We start from the raw sequence: 25,278 nt of genomic DNA, 5'->3' as shown, positions 1-25,278 counted from the left end.
GTTCCCGGCGATGACGGAGGGTTCCCCGATGAGCACGAAAAAGATGATCCCGATCAAGCTGGCTGGTGCCACGCGCGAAGAGGACGTCGAGGATCGGTTGCTGCGCGAAGGCTGGAAGCGGCTGACGACGATCGGCGAACCGCGCTTGTCCGAGATCGCCGAAGCATATCGGGGCATGGGTTTCGAGGTGCACGTCGAGAGCTACAAGACGGAAGGTGACGGCTGCACGACCTGCCTCGACACCGACCAGGAAATGGGGAAGGTGATCGGCACGGTGTATACGCGCCGCTCGACGAAGCCCCAGCAGGAAGACGAACTGTTCTGAGAGGCAGCGACGCGAACGGAAGCGGAACTGCCAACCAAAGGAGATAGGTAAATGTCTGACCAGAAGCGTGTGATGCGGGTGCTGAAGAAGGAAGACCTGAACGCGATCGTCGAGATCGACGCAGCAGGTTCAAAGCAGAACCGTCGCGACTACTACGAGCGCAAGCTCGATGCGATCCTGAACCCGAAGCACAATATCAACTCCTCACTGGTGTGCGAGATCGACGGCAAGGTTGCCGGCTTCGTGATGGGCGACATCTATTTCGGCGAGTTCGGCATTCCGGACTCGACCGCGACCATCGACACGATCGGCGTCGATCCGCGCTTCCAGAACCGCGGCGTGGCGAGCGAACTGCTCGACCAGTTCATGATGAACATGAAGGCAGCGGGCGTGAAGAAGGTCTACACGCTGGTGAATTGGGACGACTTCGCGCTGGAGAAATTCTTCTCCCGCCAGCGCTTCTCGCCGTCCAAGCGCATCAACCTCGAATACACCGTTTCCTGAGCGGCCAGGCCGGCGCGCGGAGTCCGTCCCATGTGGATCGATTGCCATTGCCATACCAAATATTCCTACGACAACTGGCTCGAGCCGGTGGATCTGATCCGCCGCGCGAAGGAGCTGGGACTCGACGGGGTGTGCATCACCGAACATTACTCGTACGAAGCATCGCTACCGGTTGAACAGGTGGCGCGCGACGAGGGTTTCCTGGTGTTGCGGGGCGTGGAGATCGCAACCGATCGCGGGCATATGCTGGCATACGGTGTCGAGGATGACGGCTGGAACATCTGGGGGCGCGACAACTACCTCCCGATGACCGACGTCATTGAGCACATCAACAGCATTGGCGGAATCTGCGTGCCGGCCCATCCGTTTCGCGAGGTCGGGGTGTCGAGCCTGCTGCACGGCCTGCTCGACATCACCGGGATCGCCGCCGTGGAAACGCACAACGGCGGCAACCTCGACAGCGACAACGATCTGGCAATCAGTGCCGCTCGCCACATGGCCCTGCCTGCGCTGGGCGGCAGCGATTGCCACAAGACGATTGCCGTCGGACGGTGCGCGACGAAGTTCTCGCAGCCCGTGACCGACATGGCGAGTTTCATCGCAGCGGTGCGCGCGGGAGCGTGCCAGGGGAGCTACTACCCCGGCTACGTGCAACTCGCGCAGGCTGCCTAAGAACGGCTTGGACCGGGCACACGCGAAGCCCGGCGCAGAATAGAGGACGAGAGAGACATGGAAGCCGTACAGACATCGGAAATCAGGTGGTGGAAGGCGAGCAAGCCGGCCGGGATGGCCGAGTTCGGCGCGCCGGTGAAGCTGAGCATCGACGGCGTCGAGGTCGAGGCACCGGCGGGCGCGTCGGTCCTGAATGCGGCGACGGCAGCGGGTCTCTACATTCCGGCGCTGTGCGCGCACCCCGATCTTCCCCCGGCCGGCCAGCGCGGTGCGGGCGAGGGCGGCTGCAACCTGTGCATGGTCGAGATCGAGGGCACGGACGGTCTGTCCAAGGCCTGTTCGACCACCGTCACGGCCGGCATGGTCGTGACGACCACGTCGGCGGCGATCCAGACCGTTCGCCAGGCGAACCTGGCGAAAATCCTCGGCCCGCACCCGCATGTCTGCCTCACCTGTCCGCAGCGCGACGGCTGTTCGCGCTCGCAGTGCTCCTACGGCAACCCGCAGGAGACGCGCTGCTGCACGATCTTCTCGTCCTGTGAGCTGCGCAAGGTCTCCGACTACATCGGCATCCCGAACACGACGCCGCCTTACAAGCCCGTGCAGCTGCCGATCATCAAGGACGAGCCGTTCTTCGATCGCGACTACAACCTGTGCATCGATTGCCGCCGCTGCCTCGTCGCCTGTAATGACGTGCGTGGCGTGGGCTGTCTCGAGGTGAAGGAAGTCGAGACGCCGCAGGGCAAGCGCACCTATGTCGGCACCATCGCGCCGACCCTGATCGAATCCGGCTGTACCTTCTGCCAGGCCTGTGTGACCGTGTGTCCGACGGGCGCACTGATGGACCGCACGCTCGACCCCGCGAAGCGCGAGGAGTCGATGGTGCCGTGCAAGAACGCCTGCCCGGCGGGCATCGACGTGCCGCGCTACGTGCAGCTCGCGGCCGAAGGCAAATACGGCGAGGCGATCGCGGTGGTGCGCGAGCGGCTGCCGTTCCCGGGCATCCTCGGCCGCGCCTGCTTCGCGATGTGCGAATCGGCATGCCGCCGCAAGGACCTCGACGATCCGCTGTCGATCCGCAACCTCAAGCGCATCGCCGCGGACAACGACACCGGCCTGTGGCGCGAGCATGCGAAGAAGCTGCCGGCGACGGGGAAGAAGGCGGCGGTGATCGGCGCCGGACCGGCGGGCCTGACGGTGGCGTACTACCTCGCCAAGCAGGGCCACGGCGTAACCATCTTCGATGCGCAGCCGGCCGCAGGCGGCATGGCGCGCTACGGCATCCCGTCCTATCGGGTGCCGGCTGAAGTCATCGATAACGAAGTCGCGGAAGTTTCGGCCCTGGGTGTCGAGTTCCGCTACGGCGCCAAGGTCGAGAGCGTCGATACGCTCTTCAACGACGGCTATGGCGCGGTGTTCGTCGGCATCGGCGCGCAGGGCGGCGACAGGCTGGGCATCCCCGGCGACGACCTGCCCGGCGTGGTCGACAGCCCCACCTACCTCAAGGCCGTGACGATGGGCCTGGTGAATACGCCCGAGGGTATCCAGACCGGCAAGAAGGTAGCGGTGATCGGCGGCGGCAACGTCGCGACCGACAACGCGCGTTCCTCGCGTCGCTTCGGCGCCGAGGTCGACATGGTGTATCGCCGCACCCGCGAGGAAATGCCGGCGCGCCTGGAGGAGTTCGAGGGCTGCGTGGAGGAGGGCGTGAATATCCGCTACCTGCTCGCGCCGAAGAAGATCGAGCCGGGCACCAACGGTTATCGCTTGCAGATCACGTACGCGAAGATGGCGCTCGGTGAGGCCGATGCATCGGGCCGCCGCAAGCCGGTGGAGACTGGCGAGGAAGTCGTCGAGGGCGTCGATCTGGTGATTGCCGCGATCGGCCAATTCCCGAACCGCTTCGAGGGCTTCGGCGTCGAGACCGATCGCAAGGGCCGCATCACGGTGCGCGAGGATTCGATGCTGACGAGCCGGCCTAAGGTGTATGCCGGCGGCGACTGCGTGCTCGGACCTTCGACGCTGATCGAGTCGGTCGCTCAGGGACGTGTCGCGGCCTCTGCGATGGACGTGGTGCTCGGCGGCGACGGCGACATCTCGGAAGTGCTGCTGCGCGACGGCTGGGAGACCAGCCCCTACATCGGGCGCAAGGAAGGCTTCAACAAGATCCGCAAGTTCCACCCGATCATGCTGGCGCCGGAACAGCGCACCGGCTGGGACGAGGTCGAACTGGGCTTCGACGACGCGACGGCACGCGCCGAGGCAGCGCGCTGCTTCAAGTGCAACCTCGCGCCGAAGATTGCCGACGCGGTGCTGCCGCCGGAGTCCTCGCTGAAGTTCGACGAGGCGACGATCGCCTCCGTGCCGACCGAGTCGGGCGTGTTCCAGTTGCTCGATGGCGACAAGAACGTGCTGATGATCAAGGGCGTGGAGAACCTGCGCGAAGGCTTGATGGAGCAGCTCGAGCGGGGCGGCGATGCGACGAACTTCGTGTTCGAGGAAGCCGCGCTCTTCACCTCGCGTGAAAGCCAGATGATCCAGGCCTACCTGCAGCAGTACGGAAAGATGCCGGGCGGCGGATCGGACGAGCTCGACGACCTGTTCTGAGGACCACGCCATGGGACAGGTGATCGATTTCTGGTCGGCGGAGGAAATCCGCCCGTCCGTCAAACCCGAGGCCAAGTGCCGGTGCACGAACTGCGGCGCGGACCTGTGGCACATCCGCTGCGACGGCGAAGTGTGCTGCGCGGACTGCGACGCGGTCTGCCCCTACCGGCTGCAGATGAAGAACGAAAACTGAAACACCCGAAGACGCGCACAGCGAACGAGAACCAGGGGAGACACCATGAGTAAAGCGCAATTCCAGTTCATCACCTACGGCGTGGCCGACGGCCTCGCGACGCTGACGATCAACCGCCCGCCGTTCAACGTCCTCGACATCCCGACGATGGAGGAGATGAACGTCGCGCTCGATCTGTGCCAGGCCGATACCAGCGTGAAGCTGCTGATGATTACCGGTGCGGGCGAGAAGGCCTTCTCCGCCGGCGTCGAGGTCGCGGACCACACGCCGGACAAGGTCGACCGCATGATCGAGGTCTTCCACGGCATCTTCCGCCGCATGCAGCAGCTGCAGATCCCGACGCTGGCCGCCGTGAATGGTGTGGCGTTGGGTGGCGGCATGGAAGTCGCGATCGCGTGCGACATGCTCGTCGCGGCCTCCAACGCCAAGTTCGGCCAGCCCGAGATCAAGCTCGCGGTGTTCCCGCCGATCGCCGCGGTGCTGCTGCCGCGCCTGGTGCCGCCGGCCCGTGCGCTGGAACTGCTGCTCGGCGGCGAGAACATCGGCGCCGACGAGGCGAAGGCGATCGGGCTGGTGAACCGCGTGTTCGCGAAGGAAACCTTCGCCGCCGACGTGCAGGCTTTCGTCGCTCCCTTCATGGGCCTGAGCCGTGCGGCGCTCGCCAGCACCCGCAAGACTATCCGCGCTGTGGCAGACAAGCCCTTCGGTGCCGCGCTCGACACGGCCGAGAACATCTATCTGAAGGAGCTGATGAACACCGACGATGCGAAGGAAGGGCTCGCGGCCTTCCTCGAGAAGCGCAAGCCGGTGTGGCGGAATACTTGAGAAATGTGATTAGCAGGTTCCTTCCCCTTCAAGGGGAAGGACAGGATGGGGATGGGTCAAGGTTGCGGTGAAGCATTAGACCCATCCCCACCCCGGCCCTCCGCTTGAAGGGGAGGGAGAAAACCGCAGCACCTCACATGACTACCGAAAGATAAAGGGAGACAAAGCGTGATTCCTGAATTCATCGATACCTGGCAGATGACCGAGCCGGGCAAGCTGCAGAAGACCCGCGTGCCGATGCCCGAGCTGCAACCGGGCGACGTGGTGGTGAAGATCGCCGGCTGCGGCGTGTGCCATACCGATCTGTCGTACTACTACATGGGCGTGCCGACGGTGCAGAAGCCCCCGCTGTCGCTGGGCCATGAGATTTCGGGCACGGTGATCGGCGGCGAAGCGTCGATGATCGGCAAGGAAGTGATCGTGCCGGCCGTGATCCCCTGCGGCGAGTGCGAGTTGTGCAAGACCGGCCGCGGCAACCGCTGCCTGTCGCAAAAGATGCCGGGCAACTCGATGGGCATCTATGGCGGGTATTCGAGCCACATCGTCGCGCAGTCGAAGTACCTGTGCGTGGTCGAGAATCGCGGCAGCACGCCGCTGGAGCACCTCGCCGTGGTCGCCGATGCCGTGACCACGCCTTACCAGGCTGCGGTACGCGCGGACCTGAAGAAGGACGATCTGGTGATCGTCATCGGCGCGGCCGGCGGCGTCGGCAGCTTCATGGTGCAGACCGCCAAGGGCATGGGTGCGAAGGCCGTCATCGGCATCGACATCAACGAAGAAAAGCTGACGATGATGAAGGACTTCGGTGCCGACTTCATCATCAACCCGAAGGACAAGAGCGCGAAGGACGTCAAGGAGCTCTTCAAGGGCTTCTGCAAGGAGCGCGGCCTGCCGTCGAACTACGGCTGGAAGATCTTCGAGGTCACCGGCAGCAAGCCGGGCCAGGAGCTCGCGCTGTCGCTGCTGTCCTTTACGGGCAAGCTCGTCATCGTCGGTTACGGCACGGCCGAGACCAACTACATGCTGTCGAAGCTGATGGCCTTCGACGCCGAGATCATCGGCACCTGGGGCTGCCCGCCGGACCGCTACGCCGCCGTGCGCGACATGTGCCTCGACGGCCGCATCAAGCTCGGACCCTTCGTCGAAACCCGCCCGATGAGCCAGATCGAACAAGTGTTCGACGAGGCCCACCACGGCAAGCTCAAGCGGCGCGTCATCCTGACGCCCGATTTCTGATCACGCACACCACTGGACAAAACAGGAGACATCTCATGGCACTCGATTGGCTGCGCCGCGACAACGAACTCAAGGATCACGCACTGCTCGGCGAGGAGCATTTCGGCACCGAAGCGCCTTCGGTGATCTTCGAGAAGCGCCCCGTCACCGACCCGCAGGGCAACCAGGTCCCGGGCCTGTACGCCGCCTGGATCATCCTGAACAACCCGACGCAGTACAACTCCTACACGACCGAGATGGTCAAGGCCGTGATCGCAGGCTTCCAGCGCGCGTCGTCGGACCGCTCAGTTGTCGCCGCGGTGTTCACCGCTGTCGGCGACAAGGCCTTCTGCACCGGCGGTAACACGGCCGAGTATGCCGGCTACTACTCGAAGCGCCCGAACGAGTATGGCGAATACATGGATCTGTTCAATGCCATGGTCGATGGCATCCTGAACTGCAAGAAGCCGGTGATCTGCCGCGTGAACGGCATGCGCGTCGGCGGCGGCCAGGAGATCGGCATGGCGACCGACCTGACCGTGACCTCCGACATGGCGGTGTTCGGCCAAGCCGGCCCGAAACACGGCAGCGCGCCGGACGGCGGTTCGACCGACTTCCTGCCGTGGATGCTGAACATGGAAGACGCGATGTACAACTGCATCTCGTGCGAGCCGTGGAGCGCGTACAAGATGAAGGCCAAGAACCTCGTCACCAAGGTCGTTCCGGTGCTGAAGAAGGATGGCCAGTGGGTGCGCAACCCCCTCGTCCGCACCGACGCCTACGTCGATGACGGCGAACTGGTGTACGGCGAACCCGTCTCCCCCGAGCAGGCGAAGGCAGCGAAGGAGCTGATCGGGCAATGCACTACGGACTTCGCGAAGCTCGACGAAGCAGTCAATGCGCTGGTGTGGAAGTTCACCAACCTGTTCCCGCACTGCCTGGTCAAGACGATCGAGGGCATCCGCGGCAAGAAGAAGTTCTTCTGGGATCAGCTCAAGGTCGCGAACCGCCACTGGCTGGCTGCGAACATGAACCACGAGGCCTACTTGGGCTTCACGGCGTTCGATAGCAAGAAGCAGACGGGCAAGGACGTCATCGACTTCATCAAGTACCGTCAGCTGATCGCCGAAGGCGCGATGTTCGACGAGAACTTCGCCGAGCAGGTGCTCGCGAAGCCGAAGGCCTGACGCCAGGGCGCTAAAAGTTTCATAAGGTCTCTCCCTTCCCGGGGTGGTGGATGCGGCATTGGTCGTTTTCCTCCCACCCCGGCCTTTTCTGATGCGGGGGAGCATTTGCAGTTCACCGGCGGTGCATCTGCCGCCATGCGGTTGAAGGGGACTTGCATGCAGTTGAAGGACAGGGTCGCAATCGTGACCGGAGCGGGGCAGGGCATCGGCGCGGCGGTCGCGAAGGCCTACGGGCGCGAAGGCGCGAAGGTCGCAGTCATCGATCTGGATCTCGCCGCCGCCGACCGGGTCGCGGCACAGATCGTCGAAGCGGGTGGACAGGCGATCGGGGTGGCCTGCGACGTCGCGAATCGCGAGCAGGTCGAAGCGATGGCCGCCAGGGTCAATGCCGAATGGGGACGCATCGACATCCTCGTCAATAACGCCGGCATCACCCGCACGGCGATGCTCAACAAGATGACGCCGGAGCAGTGGAACCAGGTGTTGGCCGTGCATCTGACGGGCGCGTTCAACTGCCTGCAGGCAGTGGTCGGCGGCATGATCGAACGCCAGTACGGTCGCATCATCTACGTCACTTCCACTGCCGGCGTGCTCGGCACGATCGGGCAGATCAACTACAGCGCGGCCAAGGCCGGTGTGCTCGGCATGACCAAGAGCACCGCGAAGGAGCTCGCGCGCTACAACATCACCGCGAATGCGATCGCGCCGGGAGCGGCCACGCCGATGACCGAGACGATCCGCACCGACGAGCGCTTCAAGGAAAAGTACCTCGACCGGATTCCTCTCGGGCGCTGGGCCGAGCCGGAGGAGATCACACCGGTGTTCGTGTTCTTCGCATCCGACGCGTCGAGCTACGTCACGGGACAGATTCTTGCAGCCGATGGCGGACTGACGATCCACTGAGAAATCCGCAACGCCACGCCAGCAAGAACCATAAGTAGAGGAGGAGTAAATGGCAGAACTCAGCGTCGCGGATCAAAGTGTCAGTCCTCCGCGCATCACCATCCCGCGCGAGTACAACGCCGCGCACGACCTCATCGAGCGCAACCTGCGCGCCGGGCGCGGCAGCAAGACGGCAGTGATCGACCACGCGGGAAGCTATACCTACGCGCAGCTTGCCGAACGAGTCGATCGCTTTGCCCATGCCCTGGGTGAGTTGGGCATCAGAATGGAGGAGCGGGTGCTGCTGTGCCTGCTCGATACCGTCGATTTCCCCACCGCCTTCCTCGGTTGCATCAAGGCCGGCGTCGTCCCGATTCCCGTCAACACCCTTCTGACGGCGTCCGATTACACCTACATGCTGCGCGACAGCCGTGCGCGTGGTCTGGTCGTTTCGTCGGCCCTGCTGCCGGCCTTTTCCAGCGCGATCGAAGCCAGCCCCTTCGTCAAGAATGTCGTCGTTTCGGGCGGCGATGCGGGCATGCGCGGCGGGCATCTCGATTTCGCCGAACTCGTCGCCTCCCCGCGTCCGCCGTACGAGGCGGCCCAGACCTGTTGCGACGATCCCTGTTTCTGGCTGTATTCGTCTGGTTCCACAGGGGCACCCAAGGGGACGGTGCACCTGCACTCCAGCCTGATCAACACCGCCGAGCTGTATGCGACACCGATCCTGGGTGTGCGCGAGAACGACGTCGTCTTCTCGGCAGCGAAGCTGTTCTTTGCCTACGGGTTGGGCAACGGCCTGACCTTCCCGCTCGCCGCGGGCGCCACCGCCGTGCTGATGGCCGAACGGCCGACGCCCGATGCGGTGTTCCGCGTGCTGCGCGAGCACCAGCCGACGATCTACTGCGGCGTGCCGACCCTGTACGCATCGATGCTGGCGAGCCCGGCGCTGCCGGGGCGCGAGGAACTGTCGATTCGCCGCTGCGCCTCCGCCGGCGAGGCTCTGCCGGCCGAAGTGGGCAATCGCTGGACCGAGCATTTCGGCGTCGAGATCCTCGACGGACTCGGCTCGACCGAGATGCTGCACATCTTCCTCTCGAACAGGGCAGGGGACGTCCATTACGGCACCAGCGGCAAGCCGGTGCCGGGATACGAGCTGCGCCTGATCGGTGACGACGGGGAGGAGGTCGCTCCCGGCGAGGCCGGCGAACTGCAGGTGCGCGGTCCGACCAGCGCGGCGCTCTACTGGAACAACCGGACCAAGAGTCGCGAGACCTTCGTCGGCCAGTGGACGCGCAGCGGCGACAAGTACAGCCAGGACGCTGACGGCAACTACGTGTACGCGGGGCGCAACGACGACATGCTCAAGGTCGGCGGTATCTACGTCTCGCCGATCGAGGTCGAATCGGCCCTCATCACGCATGCTGCGGTGCTCGAAGCGGCAGTGGTCGGAAAGGCGGACGATGACGGCCTGATCAAGCCGCTGGCCTTCGTCGTGCTGAAGCCCGGACGCATGCCCGCGGCGGATCTTGCCGACGAGCTGAAGCTCCACGTCAAGAGCAAGCTCGCTCCGTACAAGTACCCGCGCTGGCTGGAGTTCGTCGACGAGCTGCCCAAGACGGCAACCGGCAAGATCCAGCGTTTCAAGCTTCGTTCGCTTTCAGGGGCGTAGATCCCGCGCGAAAAACATAACCAGAGCCGCCCGAGCGGCCTAACCAAAGGAGGAGTGTGAGATGGAGCAAGGATTCAATCGCCGTCGTTTCCTGCTGTCCACTGCCGGTATCGCTGGGGGGCTTGCCCTGCCCGCAGCTCCGGTCTTCGCTCAAGGGGCGAAGAAGATCCGGGTCGGGCTGATGCTGCCATACACCGGCACCTACGCCTCGCTGGGTACCGCCATCACCAACGGTTTCAAGCTCGCGGTCGATGAGGGCGGAGGCAAGCTCGGCGGGCGCGAGATCGAGTACTTCACCGTCGATGACGAGTCGGACGCGGCAAAGGCGCCGGAAAATGCCAACAAGCTCATCAAGCGTGACAACGTCGATGTGCTGGTAGGTACCGTCCATTCGGGCGTCGCGCTGGCGATGGCGCGCGTCGCGCGCGAGACCAACACCCTGCTGATCGTGCCGAACGCGGGCGCAGACGAGATTACGGGCCCGTTATGTGCACCGAATATCTTTCGCACCTCGTTTTCGGCGTGGCAGCCGTCCTACGCCATGGGCCAGGTGATGGCCGACCGCAAGCACAAGAACGTCGTCACGCTTGCGTGGAAGTATTCGTTCGGCGAACAGTCGGTGGCGGGCTTCAAGGAGGCATTCGAGAAGGCCGGCGGCAAGGTCGTGAAGGAAATGTACCTGCCATTCCCGAACGTCGAATTCCAGCCCTACCTGACCGAGATCGCGGCGCTCAAGCCCGACGCCGTATTCGTGTTCTTCTCGGGCGGCGGCGCGGTGAAATTCGTGCGCGATTACGCGGCGGCCGGACTACGATCCTCGATCCCGCTGTACGGTCCCGGCTTTGTTACCGACGGCACGCTGGAGGGGCAGGGCGAGGCGGCGGAGGGGATGCTGACCACGCTGCATTACGCCGACAACCTGGACCTGCCAAAGAGCAAGTCCTTCAAGGCGGCGTATTTCAAGGCGTTCAAGATGCAGCCGGACGTCTTCGCGGTGCAGGGCTATGACGCGGCACAACTGTTTGCGGCAGGCCTCGCCCAGGTGAACGGTGATGTCGGCAAGCGTGCCGACATGATCAAGGCGATGGAAACCGCGACCATCGACAGTCCGCGCGGGGCGTTCACCTTGTCGAAGGCGCACAACCCGGTGCAGGACATCTATCTGCGCAAGGTCGAAGGCAAGGAGAACAAGTTCGTGTCGGTGGCGGCCAAAGCGTTGGCCGACCCTGCGCGCGGCTGCCGAATGTAATCCGGTTGCCTGCCCCGGCGGGGCCAGCGCGGGCGCGCACGCAAAGTGGCGCCCCCACGCGGACAAGGCCTCGCCGGCGCGGCACCATGCCTGCGGCAGACATTCGCCCTTTGCGGGCGAACGTCTGATCCGCTTCACCTGCATTCGGGTGCCTCGACGCGCCCGGAAGGATACGGCGATGGATTTCTCGACCTTCCTGATCCAGCTGCTGAACTCGTTTCAGTACGGACTGCTGCTGTTCCTGGTGGCCAGTGGGCTGACCCTGATCTTCGGCATCATGGGCATCATCAACCTCGCCCACGGCAGCTTCTACATGATGGGCGCCTACATGGCGTTCTCGCTCACCGCCCTCTCGGGCAACCTGCTCGTCGCGATTATCGTGGGTGTTGCACTCAGTGTGCTGATCGGCTTCCTGCTCGAGTGGGCGCTGTTCAGCAGACTGTATAAACGCGACCATCTCGATCAGGTGCTGCTGACCTACGGCCTGATCCTGATCTTCGAGGAGCTGCGCAGCCTGCTTGTCGGCGACGACGTGCACGGCGTGCCCATCCCCGAGCTGCTGTCGGCGTCGATCCAGCTCAGCGAAACGCTGAGCTATCCGGTGTACCGGCTGTTCATGTCCGCCGTCTGCATCCTGCTGGCGATCGTGATGTACTGGCTAATCCGCCACACGCGCCTCGGGATGATGATCCGTGCCGGCAGTTCGAACCGCGAGATGGTGCAGGCGCTGGGCATCAACATCGACCTGATCTACCGCATCGTGTTCGGCCTCGGGGTCACGCTCGCGGCCTTCGCCGGGATGCTCGCGGCCCCGGTGTCGTCGGTCTATCCCGGCATGGGCAACCAGGTGCTGATCATCTGCTTCGTCGTCGTTGTGATCGGCGGCGTCGGGTCGGTGTGGGGCGCGCTCGTAGCCGCGCTGCTGATCGGCCTGGCCGACACCTTCGGCAAGGTCATCGCGCCCGACTATGCGGGCCTTGCCGTGTATGTGCTGATGGCCGCGGTGCTGCTGTGGCGGCCCGAAGGCATCTTCCGGAGGATCTGACGATGCCGCTCGCGCGCAAGAAAACCCGCAACTACCTGCCGCTCGTGCTGCTGATGCTGGCGCTTTTTCCCATCTTCGGTTCGAGTTATTACAACGAACTGATCGGGAAGATCATGATCATGACGATCTTCGCGATGAGCCTGGACCTGCTGGTCGGCTTCACCGGCCTTGTCAGCTTCGGGCACGCGGCGTTCTTCGGTGTCGCCGCTTACAGCGTGGTGCTGCTGTCGCCGAAGTACGATCCAGGCAACCTGTTGCTCGTCCTGCCGGGAGCGGTATTCACCGGTGCGGCGGTCGCCTTCGTCGTGGGGCTCTTCGTGCTGCGCACGAAGGGGATCTACTTCATCATGGTGACGCTCGCGTTCGCCCAGATGATCTATTTCGTGTTTCACGACACGCCGCTGGGCGGGGGCTCGGACGGGGCCTTCCTCAACGTGAAGCCGGAACTGCGCATCGGCGAAAAGGTGCTGCTCGACCTCAACGAGCCGATGCAGTTCTATTACGTCGTGCTGGTCCTGCTGGTCGTGGCCTACGTGTTCCTGCGGGTGCTGCTGCGCTCGCCGTTGGGGCATGCGCTGGCGGGGATCCGGAGCAACGAGCATCGCATGCTCTCGCTGGGCTTTCCCGTGTTCCTCTACAAGCTCGCCGGGTTCGTTACCGCGGGAGGGATCGCCGGGCTGGCCGGTTTCCTGTCCGCCTGCCAGTACGGTTTCGTCACGCCGGAGATCCTGTCCTGGCACCAGTCGGGCAATGTGCTGCTGATGGTGATCCTGGGCGGCATGGGCACACTGAACGGGGCCGCGATCGGAGCCTTCGCGTTCGTGGTGCTGCAGGAGGTGTTTTCCGCACTGACGAAGCACTGGCAACTGCTGATGGGGGTCGTCATCGTGACGGTCGTCATGGTGCTGCCCGGCGGGCTGTCGAGCCTGCCCGCGCGACTGAAGGGTCTGCTGATCGGGGGAGGCAACCGCAATGGCTGAACTCGTTCTCTCGGCACGTGGCATGTCCCGCCGTTTCGGGGGGCTGTACGCCAACAAGGACGTATCGCTGGACATGCACAAGGGCGTGCTGCATGCGGTCCTCGGACCCAACGGCGCAGGCAAATCCACGCTCATCAACCTGCTTTCCGGTGACTTGCCTCCGTCTGCGGGAGAGATTCTCTACCGCGGCGAAGACATCTCGGGATGGAGCCCGGACAAGCGTTCGCGCGCCGGCATTGGCCGCAGCTACCAGCGTACAAACATCTTCCCCGGCTTCACGGTGTTCGAGAACTGTCGCCTCGCCGCGCAGTCGCGCGCACCGAGGGCGCTGCGCGTCTTCTCGAAAGCCGTTTCTTTCGCCGACCTGCGCGACGCGGCCGACCGGGCGATCGCGCAGGCAGGGCTTGCCGAGCGGCGCGATGTCGTCGCGGCGACCTTGAGCCACGGCGAGCAGCGGCAACTGGAAATCGCGATGGTGCTCGCGACCTCGCCCTCGGTGCTGCTGCTCGACGAACCGCTCGCCGGCATGGGCCCTGAGGAGTCGCAGTCGATGGTGGCGCTGCTGAAGAAGCTCACCCCGGATCACGCCATCCTGCTCGTCGAACACGACATGGACGCGGTGTTCGCGGTCGCCGACGTGATCACGGTGATGGTGGCGGGGCAGGTGCTCGAAAGCGGACCGCCGGATCAGATCCGCGACAGCGTCGCGGTTCAGGAAGCCTACCTGGGTGAAGGAGAACCGGACGATGAGTGACGTACTCCTGGAAGCCGAAGGGCTGCACGCCTTCTACGGCAGCAGCCACATCCTGCACGGCATCGATTTCCACATCAGCCGCGGCGAGACGGTCGGCCTGATGGGCCGCAACGGCATGGGCAAGACCACGCTGATCCGCAGCATGCTCGGCCACGTGCGCCCGCGCCACGGCCGCGTTGCGGTGCGCGGCAAGACGATGACGGGCGCGCGGCCCTATCTCATCGCGCGCAAGGGCATCGCCTACGTGCCCGAGGGTAGGGGAATCTTCCCTAACCTGACGGTGCGCGAAAACCTGATCATGGGGGCGAAACCGGGCGTCGACGGGCGGCGCGACTGGACCTACCAGCGCGTGCTCGACACCTTCCCGCGCCTTGGTGAGAGGCTCACCAACGGCGGCAATCAGCTTTCCGGCGGCGAGCAGCAGATGCTCACGATCGGCCGCGCGCTGATGACGAACCCGGACCTGCTGATCCTCGACGAGGCGACGGAGGGGCTCGCGCCGCTGATCGCCAAGGAGATCTGGTACATCATCCGCCAGATCCGTGCCACCGGCATCGCCACCATCGTCATCGACAAGAACCACGCGGCAGTGACGTCGATTTCCGACCGCAACGTCATCCTCGTGAAGGGTCAGGTCGCCCACGAGGCGAGCAGCGCCGAGCTGCGCGCGAACCCGGACCTGCTGCACAAACATCTGGGCGTGAGCTGATCGCCCGTCACCGAACTGCGCGGCTCCACAAGGAGCCCTGCGGGATTAAAACGATACCAGGAGACACGGCGGCATGAGAAACATCGATGTACACAAACTGATCGACGAGGCGAAATTCAATCGCTTCCACTGGCAGGTCCTGTTCTGGTGTGCCCTGATCATCATCTTCGACGGCTACGATCTGGTGATCTACGGGGTCGTGCTGCCGGTGCTGATGAAGGAATGGGGCCTGTCGCCGATCCAGGCCGGCACCCTCGGCAGCTATGCGCTGTTCGGCATGATGTTCGGCGCACTGGTGTTCGGTCCGATGTCCGACCGCTTCGGGCGCAAGAAGGTGATCGCGGTGTGCGTGATCCTCTTCAGCCTGTTCACCTTCCTCAACGGCTTCGCGCGCGATGTTACCGAGTTCGCAGTCTGCCGCTTCCTGGCAGGACTGGGGATAGGAGGCGTGATGCCCAACGTCGTCGCCCTGATGACCGAGTATTCGCCGAAGAAGCTGCGCACCACGCTGGTCGCGATCATGTTCAGCGGCTATTCGGTGGGCGGCATGCTGTCGGCGGGGCTGGGCATCTACCTGATCCCGGCCTACGGCTGGTCCGCGGTGTTCTTCGTCGCGGGGTTGCCGTTGCTGCTGCTGCCCGTGATCCTCTACCTGCTGCCCGAATCCATCGGCTTCCTGCTGCACGCGAAACGCGACCAGGAGGCGGCCATCCTGCTGTCGCGCGTCGAAGGCAGCTTCGTTCCGCAGCCGGGCGACCGCTATGATTTCCCGACCGGAACCACCGGCCACGCTCCCCTCGTGGCACTGTTCAAGCACGGCCGCGCGCTCAGCACGATGATGTTCTGGGTGGCCTTCTTCATGTGCCTGCTGATGGTCTACGCGCTGGCATCGTGGCTGCCGAAGCTGATGACGCAGGCGGGCTATGGTCTCGGCTCCAGCCTGTCCTTCCTGCTGGTGCTGAACCTGGGTGCCATCTTCGGCGCAGTGGGAGGCGGGGTCGTCGCGGATCGCCTGCACCTGAAGACGGTGCTGATGGTCTTCTTCGTGATTGGATCGGTCTCGATCAGCCTGCTCGGCTATAAGAGTCCGACGGAGGTTCTGTACATCCTCGTCGCGCTGGCCGGAGCGACCACCATCGGTTCCCAGATCCTGCTGTACGCGTATGCGGCGCAGTTCTATCCGATGGCGATCCGCTCGACCGGTATCGGCTGGGCTTCGGGCGTCGGCCGCAGCGGTGCGATCCTCGGACCCATCGTCGGCGGCACGCTGCTGGCGATGGCCATGCCGCTGCACTTCAACTTCCTGTTCTTCGCGATCCCGGGCGCCATTGCGGCATTCGCGGTCTCGCTGATCTCGCGCAGCGCGTTCCACGCGCCCGAAGAAGAGCAGCCGCTCGCCTTTGCGGGCGAAATCGGTGTCGTGACCGAATAAGACTGCGGAGAACGCCCGCCCCGTAGTCGGGGCGGGCGCCGTCGGTCGTGGGGCGGCGCGCCCCGCGGGACCGACCTACTTGATCGAAAACCGCGCCGTCGCCGGCGCCTTGCCGGCGAGCGTGACCACCGCCACCGCCTTGGTGCCCGAACCGACCTTGAACGCGCCGTTGGCTTCGAGCTTGTTGTCGCCGGCCGGGGCGAGGTTGGCTTCGGTTTTCTCGGCACCGTTCAGCAGCGTGACTTTCGCCGTGCCGCCGGTCGTGTCGACCTTCCTGCCGTGATCGTCGAGATACAGCGTCAGGGCCTCGGGCGTCGCGACCAGTTCATACACCACATCCTTGACCTCGACGACGGCGCCGCCGTGCCGGGGTGTCAGGTCGTGACCCGCACCGGCGAAGACGGCGGGGGCGGACAGGATCGCGATGGCGGCGACCAGGGTGTTGAGTGATTTCATCGGTTTCTCCTTTGATGTCGATGCTGGGGCGGATGAAGGGGGGAGGTCGTTCAATACGCCTCGCCGCCCGAATCGGCGACGAGACGCTCCATCGGCTTGCGCCCGAAGATCCAGACCATTGCGGGCGTCACGAAGGTATCGAGCAGCGTCGAGCTGATCAGGCCCGAGAAGATCACCACGGCGACGGGATGCAGGATCTCGGTGCCCGGTTGTTCGGCCTCGAACAGCAGCGGGGCGAGCGCGAAGGCGGCGACGAGCGCGGTCATCAGCACAGGCGTCAGCCGTTCGAGCGAGCCGCGCACGAGCATGTGGCGGTCGAATTTCTCGTCCTCGAAGGCGCACAGGTTGATGTAGTGGCTGACCTTGAGGATGCCGTTGCGCGTCGAGATGCCGGCGAGCGTGATGAAGCCGATCAGCGCCGCGACCGACAGCGGCTGGCCGGACAGCCACAGGCCGATCACCGAGCCGACCAGCGCGAGGGGGATGTTCGCCATGATCATCAGTGCGAGCGCGGTGCTCTTGTAGCGGCTGTAGAGGACGAGGAACACCATCGCGGCGGAGACCAGCGACAGCAGGCCGATCAGGCGGCTGGATTCCTCCTGCGCCTCGAACTGGCCGCCCAGGTCGATGAAGTAACCTTCCGGCAGCGGCGTATCGGCGATGACCTTGCGGATATCGGCAATGACGTCCGACAGCGGGCGTTGCGACGCGTTGGCGGACAGCACGATGCGTCGTTTGCCGTCGTCGCGGCTGATCTGGTTGGGGCCGTCGGATTCGTCGATGCGCGCGAGCTTCGATAGCGGCACGCGACCGTTCGGCGTGTCGATCAGGACGTTGGCGAGGCCGTCCACCGAGCGTGCGGCATCGGGCAGGCGCAGCACCAGGTTGAAGCGGCGGTTGCCTTCGATGACCTGCGTGATGCGTTCGCCGTCGACCAGCATCTTCAGCTCCTCGAGCAGTTTCGACGGCGGCAGGCCGTAGGCCTCGGCGGCGTCGAAGTCGACGCGCACCTTGATCTGCGGCGTGAGCACCTGCTTTTCGATCTCGAGGTCGGCCAGGCCCTCGATGCCGGCGAGGCGGCCGCGCAGGGCATCGGCCTGGGCGCGCAGCGTGTCGAGGTCGTCGCCGAAGACCTTGATCGCGATCTGCGCACGCACGCCGGAGAGCAGGTGGTCGATGCGATGGCTGATCGGCTGGCCGATGCCGATCGCCGCCGGCAGGCTCGCGAGGCGTTCGCGGATGTCGGCATACACCGCGTCGAGCGGGCGCTCGCCCGGGCGCAGCGCGATGTCCAGCTCGGACGAATGCACGCCCTCGGCATGTTCGTCCATCTCGGCGCGGCCCGAACGGCGGCCGACGTGCACCACTTCCGGCACCTCGCGAATGAGGTGCTCGGCCTGCGTCGCGATGCGTACCGACTCGGTGAGCGTGGTGCCCGGGTTCAGGCGCAGGCCGACCAGCACCGTGCCCTCGTTGAAAGGTGGCAGGAAGGTTGTCGGGAAGAAGGGCACCAGCGCCAGCGCGGCGGCGACCGCGACGGCCGCGGCGGCGAGCAGCGTGCGGGCGTGGTCGAAGCTCCATTCCAGCGCCGCGGCGTAACGCTTCTTGAGCCAGTGCACCAGCCGCGTGTCGCCGTGATCCAGGCTCTTCATGCGCGGCAGGAGGTAGAACGCCATCACCGGCGTGAGCGTCACGGACACCAGCATCGAGGCGAGGATGGAGGTGATGTAGGCGATCCCCAGCGGCATGAATAGCCGCCCTTCGATACCGGGCAGCGCGAACAGGGGCACGAACACGAGCACGATGATGAAGGTCGCGTACACGATCGCCGAGCGCACTTCCAGCGTGGCCTTGCCGATCAGTTCGAGCGGGTTCAGGCGGGCGTGGCCCTCGGCGCCGCGCCGGCGCTCCTGCTTGAGTCGCCGCAGCACGTTCTCGACGCCGACGACCGCGTCGTCGACGAGCTCGCCGATCGCGATCGCCAGCCCGCCCAGCGTCATCGTGTTGATCGACATGCCGAAGTAGCGGAACACCAGCACGGTCGTGAGGATGGAGGCCGGGATCGCGACGAGCGAGATCAGCGTCGTGCGCAGGTTGGCGAGGAAGAGGTAGAGCACCACCGCGACGATGGCCGAGGCGGCGACGAGCTTGCCCTGCAGGTTGCCGATCGAGGATTCGATGAAGTTGGCCTGGCGGAAGGTCACGCGCGGCGCGTCCATGCCGGCGGGCAGGGACTTCTTCAGCTCGTCGAGCGCGGATTCGATCTCGCGCGTGAGCTTCACGGTGTCGGCGTCGGGCTGCTTCTGCACCGACAGGATCACCGCCGGCTGGCCGTTGAAACCCGCATCGCCGCGCTTGATCGCGGGCGCGAAGGCGACCGCGGCGACCTGCTTGAGCAGGATGCTGCGGCCGTCGCGGACGGCGACCGGCAGGCGTTCGAGGTCTGCGAGGCGGGTGGTGTGGCCGATGTGGCGGATCAGGTATTCGCGCGCATTGAGTTCGAGGAAGCCGCCGCTGGTGTTGGCGGAAAAGCCCTTCAGCGCGCCTGCGATGTCGTCGATGGTGACGCCCAGCGCGGCCATGCGCGCGGTGTCGGGCTGCACCTGGTACTGTCGCACCTCGCCGCCGATGGGGATCGCCTGGGCGACGCCGGGGACCGAGAGCAGGCGCGGGCGCAGCACGAAATCGGCGTATTCGCGCGTGGCCATCGGGTCGATCCTCAAAGGGTCGATCGGGATCGCGATCAGCAGGATCTCGCCCATGATCGAGCTGATCGGCCCCATCGCGACGTGCTCGATACCGGCGGGCAGCTGGTCGCGCACCGTGGTGAAGCGTTCGTTCACCATCTGCCGCGCACGGTAGATGTCGACGCCCCAGTCGAAGCTCACATACACGAAAGCGAGACCGACCGAAGATACCGAGCGCACCGCACTCACGCCGGGCAGGCCGCTCATCGAGACTTCGAGCGGGATCGTGATGAGCTGCTCGACTTCCTCCGGGGCCATGCCGCCGGCCTCGACCTGCAGCGTGACCTGCGGGCGGTTGAGGTCGGGGAAGACATCGACCGGCGTGCGCACCAGCGTCATGCCGCCGTAGAGCATCATCACCGCGGCGAGCGCGAGCACCAGCAGGCGGTTGCGCAGGGATTGATTGACGAGCCAGTCGAACATGAGTCGTCCTCAGCGCACCTGGTTCACGAGGGCTGCGCCCTGCACGACGACCCGGTCGCCGGCGGCAAGCCCATCGGTGATGGTGACGGTCGCGCCATCGAGCGGATGCTGGCGCACGGTGCGCGGCACGAAACGTTCGGCGGAGCTGTGGACCCAGACGATCTCCTGGTTCGCAGGATTCTTCACCAGCGCGGCGGCTGGCACAGGGATGCCGGTGATCTGCTCGCGCGACTGCACGACGACCTGCAGCGGCTGCCCGACGGCGAGCGGCGGCGCCTTGCCCGCGACGGTACGGAACAGCACCGGCAGGCTCTGTTCGCGCAGCGCCCGGCCGGCGCCGACCCATGTCAGCGGAAAGGTGGTCCGCCCGCCGTCGACGGAGGCCGAGGCCTGCGCGACGCCGTCAGCCTGCGTGACGTCGTGCGCGATGGCTTCGACCTGCAGGCGGGCGGGGTCGACGATCTCGAACAGCACTTCGCGTGCCTCCACGACCTGGCCCGTGACCACATTGCTTGCGGCGATGACGCCCGACACGGGGGCGACGAGCGCCTCCGCCGTATTCAGGCTGCCGGCGACTGCGGAGAGGCGTTCGCCCTGGCTGCGCACCTCGGTCTGCGCGGCCTCGATCTCCTTGCGTGGCACGCTGCCTTCCAGCTCCTGCAGGCGGGCGAGCTGCTTCTTCGCGGTATCCAGACTGGCGCGCAACTCGGCCGCCTGCGCCTGCTGGCCGGCGCGCTCGATCGGGCCGGCAGACGGGCGCACGTGCGCGAGAACTTCCCCCTTGCGCACCGCCTGACCGAGCACCGGCAAGCCGCGCGGTCCGGCTTCGATGCGGCCTTCGATAGTCGGCTGCACCTTGCCACCGGCGTTGGGATCCATGACGACCTTGCCGACCCATTGCCAGGTCCGGGGCAGGGACTGCGCCTCGGCGACGACGGTACGGACGCCCAGCTGGCGCTGCGACAGCTTGGGCAGGAACACCGAACCGTCGGGAAGGCGTTTGGGCGCGTCGGGATTGGTCGCGACGGGCATTTCATCGTGGTCGTGGCCACCGTCGTGGCCCGGCCCCGCGAAGGCCGGGACGGCGAGGGCGACGGCGAGGAAAGGGAGAATCAGCCAAGGTGTCAGCGCACGGCCGGGCGCGGGGTGGGGGAGGGTCTTCATGGTTGTTCCGCGAGGGCTGTTCTCAGGACGCCGGGCGGCGGCGACGCAGGCCGAAGGCGAGTGCGAGGATCGCGGCGGCACCGCCGGCGCCCCACCACAGGACGCCCTTCGACGTGCGAGCCGCTCCGGCGCTGGGTACTGCCTGCGCTTGCGGCACGACGAGGTCTGCGGCAAGAAGATCGACATCGTCGCCGGCCGTGATCGTCAGCGTCACCGGATAGCTCCCCGGCGCGGCGAACGGGGCGGCGGCGAAGCGATACAGCTGGCGTTCGGGAACGTATTCGCCTTGCGCCTTGAAACTGCCCGACTCGAGCTCGATCTGCGCATCCGGGACAGGCTCGTTGCTTGCGTAGCGGTCGAGCGTGAGCGCCAGCGCGCCGCGCGAAACGACGCCGACCACCTCGAACAGTTCCGAGTGCGCCTCGAAGCGCGGGACCGCCGGTCCGGATGCGACGGGCTGTGCCTCGTCGTGGTCGTGTCCGCCCTCATGCCCGGGGCCGGCGAGAGCGGGCGTCGCGAGGACTAGGCTGCCGGCGACTGCCAGCGATCCGAGGCGTCGCGCGAAGTGATGCGTTACTGGGATCATGGAAGCAATCCGTAGGCTTGTTTCAGTCGGGACGCCGCGCGGCCGGATTCGAGGCGTGCGCGGCCGAGCGCGAGCTCGGCGTCGAATGCGTCGTTTTCCGCACGCAAGCGCGCGGGAAGGTCGATCTGTCCGAATTCGAATGCCTTGACCAGGAGTTGCCGGCTGTCGGCGGCAAGACGGGCCCGCTCGGCGGCAAAGGTCTCGGCTTGTCTGGCCAGCTCGACGTCGGCACGGGCCGCCTCGACCTCGGCGTTCAGGCGCTCGCGCTGCAGCGTGGCAGTCGTCTCGGCCTCGATGAGCTCCGCGTTCGCCGCGCCGATCAGAGGCCGGTTGCGTGCATCGGAACCGAAGGGCAGACGCACGCCGACACTCGTCGTGTTCGCGTAGCGCTCGCCGAAGTCGCCGCGCTCGCGCTTCATGCCGAGGATCAGCTCCGGGCTGTCGCGCGTCGCAGTGCCCGCCTCGTGCAGCCGGGCGCGCGCCAGGTCTGCCGCGCCGCGCGCCGCGATCAACACCGGATGGGCTTCGAGGTCGCCCGTCTCGGGCGCCGGCTCCGTATCTGCCGGCACCCGCACGACACCGGTCAGCGCCTCGTAGAGCCGTTGCTCGCGCCGTACGCGCGCCACTACCTCGGCCAGGGCCGCCTTCGCGACCAGCACGGCCGCGTGTGCAGTGTTGGCGTCGACACGAGCCAGATCGCCGGCACGAACGCGGCGTTCGACGTCCGCGGCGAGCGCTTCCGTCTGCGCGACGCGGCGTTCGTTCGCGTCGAGATCGTTGCGGGCCAGCCGCAGCGACCATACGGCTTCGCGCACCTCGGCGGCAATGCGAAGCCGGGCAGAGGCGAGATCGCCTTCGAGCGCCGCGGCTTCCGCCTCGGCAGTGGCCGCGCCTGCGGCACGTACGCCGGGCGTGCGCAGCGGCACTTCGAGCTCGGCCTCGACTTCGCGCATCCCGTCGTTGCGATTCAGGCGATCGGATGTGTGCACCAGCGTGAGACTCGGTGGGCTCGCCATCCAGCCGCTCGCCGCGTTGCGTCGTGCGTCCGCAAGTTCGCGCCGCGCCTCGGTCGCGCGCGACGCGGCGCTGCGCTGCCATGCGGCCGCGACGACGGCGCGGATCGTGACGGAGCCGTCGCCACCGGATCGGGAATCCGGCTGCTGGGCGGCCAGCGAAGACGAGACGGCGATCGCGACGAGCATGCCCCAGCGCATGCGATTCGCTTGGCGTCGGGAGTGCGGAGCGGAAGAAGGGGCGGAACGCAATGGCATGACGGCGTGGGCGAACGCGGCCGTTCCGCGCAAGTGTGGATGAGGTGGGCGATGATGCTTGCCGCGGGCAAACGAGACCCTGACGGGTAAATTACATTTTTGTAAGCTTGGACTGCGCCGCGCACGCATCAGACGTGCAACACCGCCGCTGTCCCGACGACCGAAGATCGCGATCCGTAATACGCACGACACACGGCCCCGTTAGCCTCGCCCGGTTCGTATCAGCCACCAGCGACTTCAAGGCCGTGCTCAAGCGATTCCTCCAACCTGCGATCTGGCTTGCCGGACGCCTGAATTTCCGTCACAAGCTGCTCGGCGCCTTCCTGTTGTTTTCCCTGCCGCTGGCGGGCGCGACAGCCCTTTTGCTGCATGGAGCGTCGCAGTCGATCGATCGCATCGTCCTGCAGCGGCAGGGACTTGCGCTGCAAATGCCGGTACTGGGAGTGGTGCGCAGCGTGCAGGACCACTTCGCTGCGTCCCTCGCTGCGGCGCACGGCGACATGGCACTCGAGACGCGTATTACGGCGTCGGTCCGCGAGTTCGAAGGTGCTGCGTCGTCCGTTCTGGCTCATCCGCTCGCCGGCGACGACGGCGGCAGGATCCGCCGGCAATGGGGCGAACTCGCTTCGCGGAGCTTCGCGGACGCCGACGAGGTCCGCGAAGCGCACGAGCGCATGCTGGAAGAGCTGTTCCGCCTGCGCGAAGCCATCGTCGATCGCAGCGGGCTGGGCCTGCAGGACGAGATCTCCGTGCAGGTTGCGACCGGCATCCTCAACGACCAGCTGGTGCCCCTGGTACAAAACCTCGGGCAGGCGCGCGACACCGGCACCGGATTCATCGCCCGCGGCCGCATCGGTTCGTCGCAGCGCGACGCGTTGAGCATGCTGCGCGGCAGCTTCGACACGCTCCTGACGTGGATGAGCAAGAGTGTCGAGAAGACGGGCACGATCGCCCCGGCAACCGGCAAGACGCTTGCAGCGCCGCTGGATACGCTGAATCTCGCGACCCTCGGCCTGCAGGAATTCCTCACGACCAAGCTCATCAGCACGACCGAGTTCGACCTTCCTGCGGCCGACTTCCATGCCAAGGGCAGCGCGGCCCTCGATGCGGCCATGGCCTTCGGTGCGACGCTCGTCCCGGGCATCGACGGGCTGATGGCAGCGGCCGAAGCCAGGGCGCGGACGAGCTTCAACGCGAGCCTGATCGTATTCGGCGCGAGCATCGTGCTGATCGGCTGGATCTTCGCCGGTGCCTATTCGTCGATCATCGGCTCCATCGGGGAACTCGAACGCGCCGTCCGCTCGATGACCGCAGGGGATCTCCGGACCCGCGTCGAGCTGCGGACGCGCGACGAGATCGGTCACGTCGGCGACGGGTTCAACACGATGGCGCGGAGTTTTGCCGAACTCATCGGCAAGGTCGCGGCCGCCGCGGGCGACACGCAATCCGCTGCCGGCATCCTGACCGACCAGATCGGACTGGTGACCACCGCCTCGGGCCGGCAAAGCGAAACCGCGGCGAGCTCGTCCAGCTCCGTGCAGCAACTCGCGGTCAGCGTGCAGGAGGTGGCCGCGCACGCCGAGGACACGAGCCGCATCGTGCGCCAGGCGGCGGATCTCTCCGCCGAAGGGCGCGACGTCGCGGACCGGGCAAAGGCGGAGATGCAGCGCGTCGTCGAAGACATCTCGCGGGCGGTCGACGCCGTGCTCGCGCTGGAAGAGCGATCGCGCAACGTGGATCAGGTCGTGGGCGTGATCTCCGAGATCGCCGACCAGACCAACCTGCTCGCGCTGAACGCCGCGATCGAGGCGGCGCGGGCCGGCGAATTAGGGCGCGGCTTCGCGGTGGTCGCGGACGAAGTCCGCAAGCTCGCGGACCGTACCGGAAAATCCACGCGCGAGATCGGTGGAACGATCCGCGAGATGCGCGCCGGCATACAGGACGTGGTCGCCAGCATCCGCGAGGGCAGCGACCGCGTGGGTGCGAGTTCGGCGAGCTTCTCGAGGGTCCGCGAGGCGCTCGATTCCATCCACGACGAGGTATCGCGCTCCGCGAACTTCATGAGCGAGATCGTCGATGCAACGCGCGCGCAGACCGAGGTCAGCACCGACATCGCGCGCAGCATCGAGCGCATGTCGGCGATGGCGGACGAAAACCACGCCGCCGCACGTCACACGGGCAGCATCATCGACGAACTGCAGCTGCTTTCCGGCGGACTGCGGCATGCGGTGTCGGGCCTGCGCGTCTGACCGGTTCGGGACGCGAGTGCCCGCGCCGGACGCCCCGTAGCGGTGGGCCATTGCGCGGACGACGAGGGCGGCGGACACTATCCGCCTTCAGCTTGTCCGATGCCTGCGCATCGGCCGGCACTCTGCCGCGC

Annotated in this window: 22 protein-coding genes; 17 read left to right on the top strand and 5 right to left on the bottom strand. The window is 65.9% G+C overall.

The features are described 5' to 3' along the window. Positions 1-28 precede the first annotated feature (28 nt). The 16 genes from BW991_RS03450 (at position 29) to BW991_RS03375 (ending at position 16,251) form a co-directional block, all read left to right on the top strand. Positions 29-325 carry a hypothetical protein gene (locus tag BW991_RS03450; protein WP_244551596.1) on the top strand — a complete coding sequence of 99 codons (297 nt, stop codon included), beginning with the start codon at positions 29-31 and terminating at the stop codon, positions 323-325. Positions 326-376: 51 nt separating this feature from the next. Continuing rightward, entirely contained in the window at positions 377-829 is a 453-nt protein-coding gene (locus tag BW991_RS03445; protein ID WP_076600693.1) for a GNAT family N-acetyltransferase, read from the top strand. A 30-nt stretch (positions 830-859) separates the two neighbouring features. Further along, positions 860-1,501 (top strand): CehA/McbA family metallohydrolase, encoded by a 642-nt coding sequence (locus BW991_RS03440; RefSeq protein ID WP_076600692.1) that lies wholly within the window; start codon positions 860-862, stop codon positions 1,499-1,501. Between the two features lie 57 nt (positions 1,502-1,558). Then, positions 1,559-4,108, top strand: a complete 2,550-nt coding sequence (locus BW991_RS03435; protein WP_244551595.1) for an FAD-dependent oxidoreductase — start codon at positions 1,559-1,561, stop codon at positions 4,106-4,108. A gap of 10 nt (positions 4,109-4,118) precedes the next feature. Continuing rightward, on the top strand, positions 4,119-4,301 hold the full coding sequence (locus BW991_RS03430; RefSeq protein ID WP_076600690.1) for a hypothetical protein: 183 nt from the start codon (positions 4,119-4,121) through the stop codon (positions 4,299-4,301). A 45-nt stretch (positions 4,302-4,346) separates the two neighbouring features. Continuing rightward, complete coding sequence (locus tag BW991_RS03425) at positions 4,347-5,126, top strand: enoyl-CoA hydratase/isomerase family protein (RefSeq protein ID WP_076600689.1); 780 nt, start codon at positions 4,347-4,349, stop codon at positions 5,124-5,126. 168 nt (positions 5,127-5,294) lie between these two features. After that, positions 5,295-6,362, top strand: a complete 1,068-nt coding sequence (had, locus tag BW991_RS03420; protein ID WP_076600688.1) for a 6-hydroxycyclohex-1-ene-1-carbonyl-CoA dehydrogenase — start codon at positions 5,295-5,297, stop codon at positions 6,360-6,362. A 35-nt stretch (positions 6,363-6,397) separates the two neighbouring features. Beyond that, positions 6,398-7,528, top strand: coding sequence for a 6-oxocyclohex-1-ene-1-carbonyl-CoA hydratase (oah, locus tag BW991_RS03415; RefSeq protein ID WP_076600687.1), 1,131 nt, complete (start codon positions 6,398-6,400; stop codon positions 7,526-7,528). A gap of 156 nt (positions 7,529-7,684) precedes the next feature. Further along, on the top strand, positions 7,685-8,431 hold the full coding sequence (locus tag BW991_RS03410) for an SDR family NAD(P)-dependent oxidoreductase (protein ID WP_076600686.1): 747 nt from the start codon (positions 7,685-7,687) through the stop codon (positions 8,429-8,431). Between the two features lie 49 nt (positions 8,432-8,480). Then, on the top strand, positions 8,481-10,082 hold the full coding sequence (locus tag BW991_RS03405; RefSeq protein WP_076600685.1) for a benzoate-CoA ligase family protein: 1,602 nt from the start codon (positions 8,481-8,483) through the stop codon (positions 10,080-10,082). A gap of 61 nt (positions 10,083-10,143) precedes the next feature. Beyond that, positions 10,144-11,331 carry an ABC transporter substrate-binding protein gene (locus BW991_RS03400; protein ID WP_076600684.1) on the top strand — a complete coding sequence of 396 codons (1,188 nt, stop codon included), beginning with the start codon at positions 10,144-10,146 and terminating at the stop codon, positions 11,329-11,331. A gap of 178 nt (positions 11,332-11,509) precedes the next feature. Continuing rightward, positions 11,510-12,376, top strand: coding sequence for a branched-chain amino acid ABC transporter permease (locus BW991_RS03395; RefSeq protein WP_076600683.1), 867 nt, complete (start codon positions 11,510-11,512; stop codon positions 12,374-12,376). A 2-nt stretch (positions 12,377-12,378) separates the two neighbouring features. Then, complete coding sequence (locus BW991_RS03390; protein WP_076600682.1) at positions 12,379-13,356, top strand: branched-chain amino acid ABC transporter permease; 978 nt, start codon at positions 12,379-12,381, stop codon at positions 13,354-13,356. Beyond that, positions 13,349-14,110 carry an ABC transporter ATP-binding protein gene (locus BW991_RS03385; protein ID WP_076600681.1) on the top strand — a complete coding sequence of 254 codons (762 nt, stop codon included), beginning with the start codon at positions 13,349-13,351 and terminating at the stop codon, positions 14,108-14,110. The genes BW991_RS03390 and BW991_RS03385 overlap by 8 nt, the downstream gene beginning before the upstream one ends. Beyond that, positions 14,103-14,819, top strand: coding sequence for an ABC transporter ATP-binding protein (locus BW991_RS03380; protein ID WP_076600680.1), 717 nt, complete (start codon positions 14,103-14,105; stop codon positions 14,817-14,819). Before BW991_RS03385 ends, BW991_RS03380 begins: the two co-directional genes overlap by 8 nt. 73 nt (positions 14,820-14,892) lie before the next feature. Continuing rightward, positions 14,893-16,251, top strand: coding sequence for an MFS transporter (locus BW991_RS03375; protein WP_076600679.1), 1,359 nt, complete (start codon positions 14,893-14,895; stop codon positions 16,249-16,251). A gap of 75 nt (positions 16,252-16,326) precedes the next feature. On the opposite strand, the gene BW991_RS03370 is transcribed toward BW991_RS03375, so the two are convergent. The 5 genes from BW991_RS03370 to BW991_RS03350 are packed head-to-tail and all read right to left on the bottom strand — an operon-like array spanning position 16,327 to position 22,829. Further along, on the bottom strand, positions 16,327-16,707 hold the full coding sequence (locus tag BW991_RS03370; RefSeq protein WP_076600678.1) for a hypothetical protein: 381 nt from the start codon (positions 16,705-16,707) through the stop codon (positions 16,327-16,329). Between the two features lie 50 nt (positions 16,708-16,757). Beyond that, on the bottom strand, positions 16,758-19,877 hold the full coding sequence (locus BW991_RS03365) for an efflux RND transporter permease subunit (RefSeq protein WP_076600677.1): 3,120 nt from the start codon (positions 19,875-19,877) through the stop codon (positions 16,758-16,760). 9 nt (positions 19,878-19,886) lie between these two features. Then, positions 19,887-21,041, bottom strand: a complete 1,155-nt coding sequence (locus tag BW991_RS03360; RefSeq protein ID WP_212566853.1) for an efflux RND transporter periplasmic adaptor subunit — start codon at positions 21,039-21,041, stop codon at positions 19,887-19,889. Positions 21,042-21,063: 22 nt separating this feature from the next. Next, positions 21,064-21,627 (bottom strand): hypothetical protein, encoded by a 564-nt coding sequence (locus BW991_RS03355; protein WP_076600676.1) that lies wholly within the window; start codon positions 21,625-21,627, stop codon positions 21,064-21,066. Beyond that, a complete protein-coding gene (locus tag BW991_RS03350) occupies positions 21,624-22,829 on the bottom strand; it encodes a TolC family protein (RefSeq protein WP_170879038.1) in 1,206 nt (401 codons plus the stop codon). Before BW991_RS03350 ends, BW991_RS03355 begins: the two co-directional genes overlap by 4 nt. Positions 22,830-23,143: 314 nt before the next feature. On the opposite strand from BW991_RS03350, the gene BW991_RS03345 reads away from it, so the two are divergent. After that, positions 23,144-25,147, top strand: coding sequence for a methyl-accepting chemotaxis protein (locus tag BW991_RS03345; protein WP_076600674.1), 2,004 nt, complete (start codon positions 23,144-23,146; stop codon positions 25,145-25,147). Positions 25,148-25,278 lie beyond the last annotated feature (131 nt).

The organism is Aromatoleum tolulyticum (genome assembly GCF_900156155.1).
In the GTDB taxonomy this organism is placed as follows: domain Bacteria; phylum Pseudomonadota; class Gammaproteobacteria; order Burkholderiales; family Rhodocyclaceae; genus Aromatoleum; species Aromatoleum tolulyticum.
This window is presented reverse-complemented; position numbering and strand designations above follow the sequence as displayed.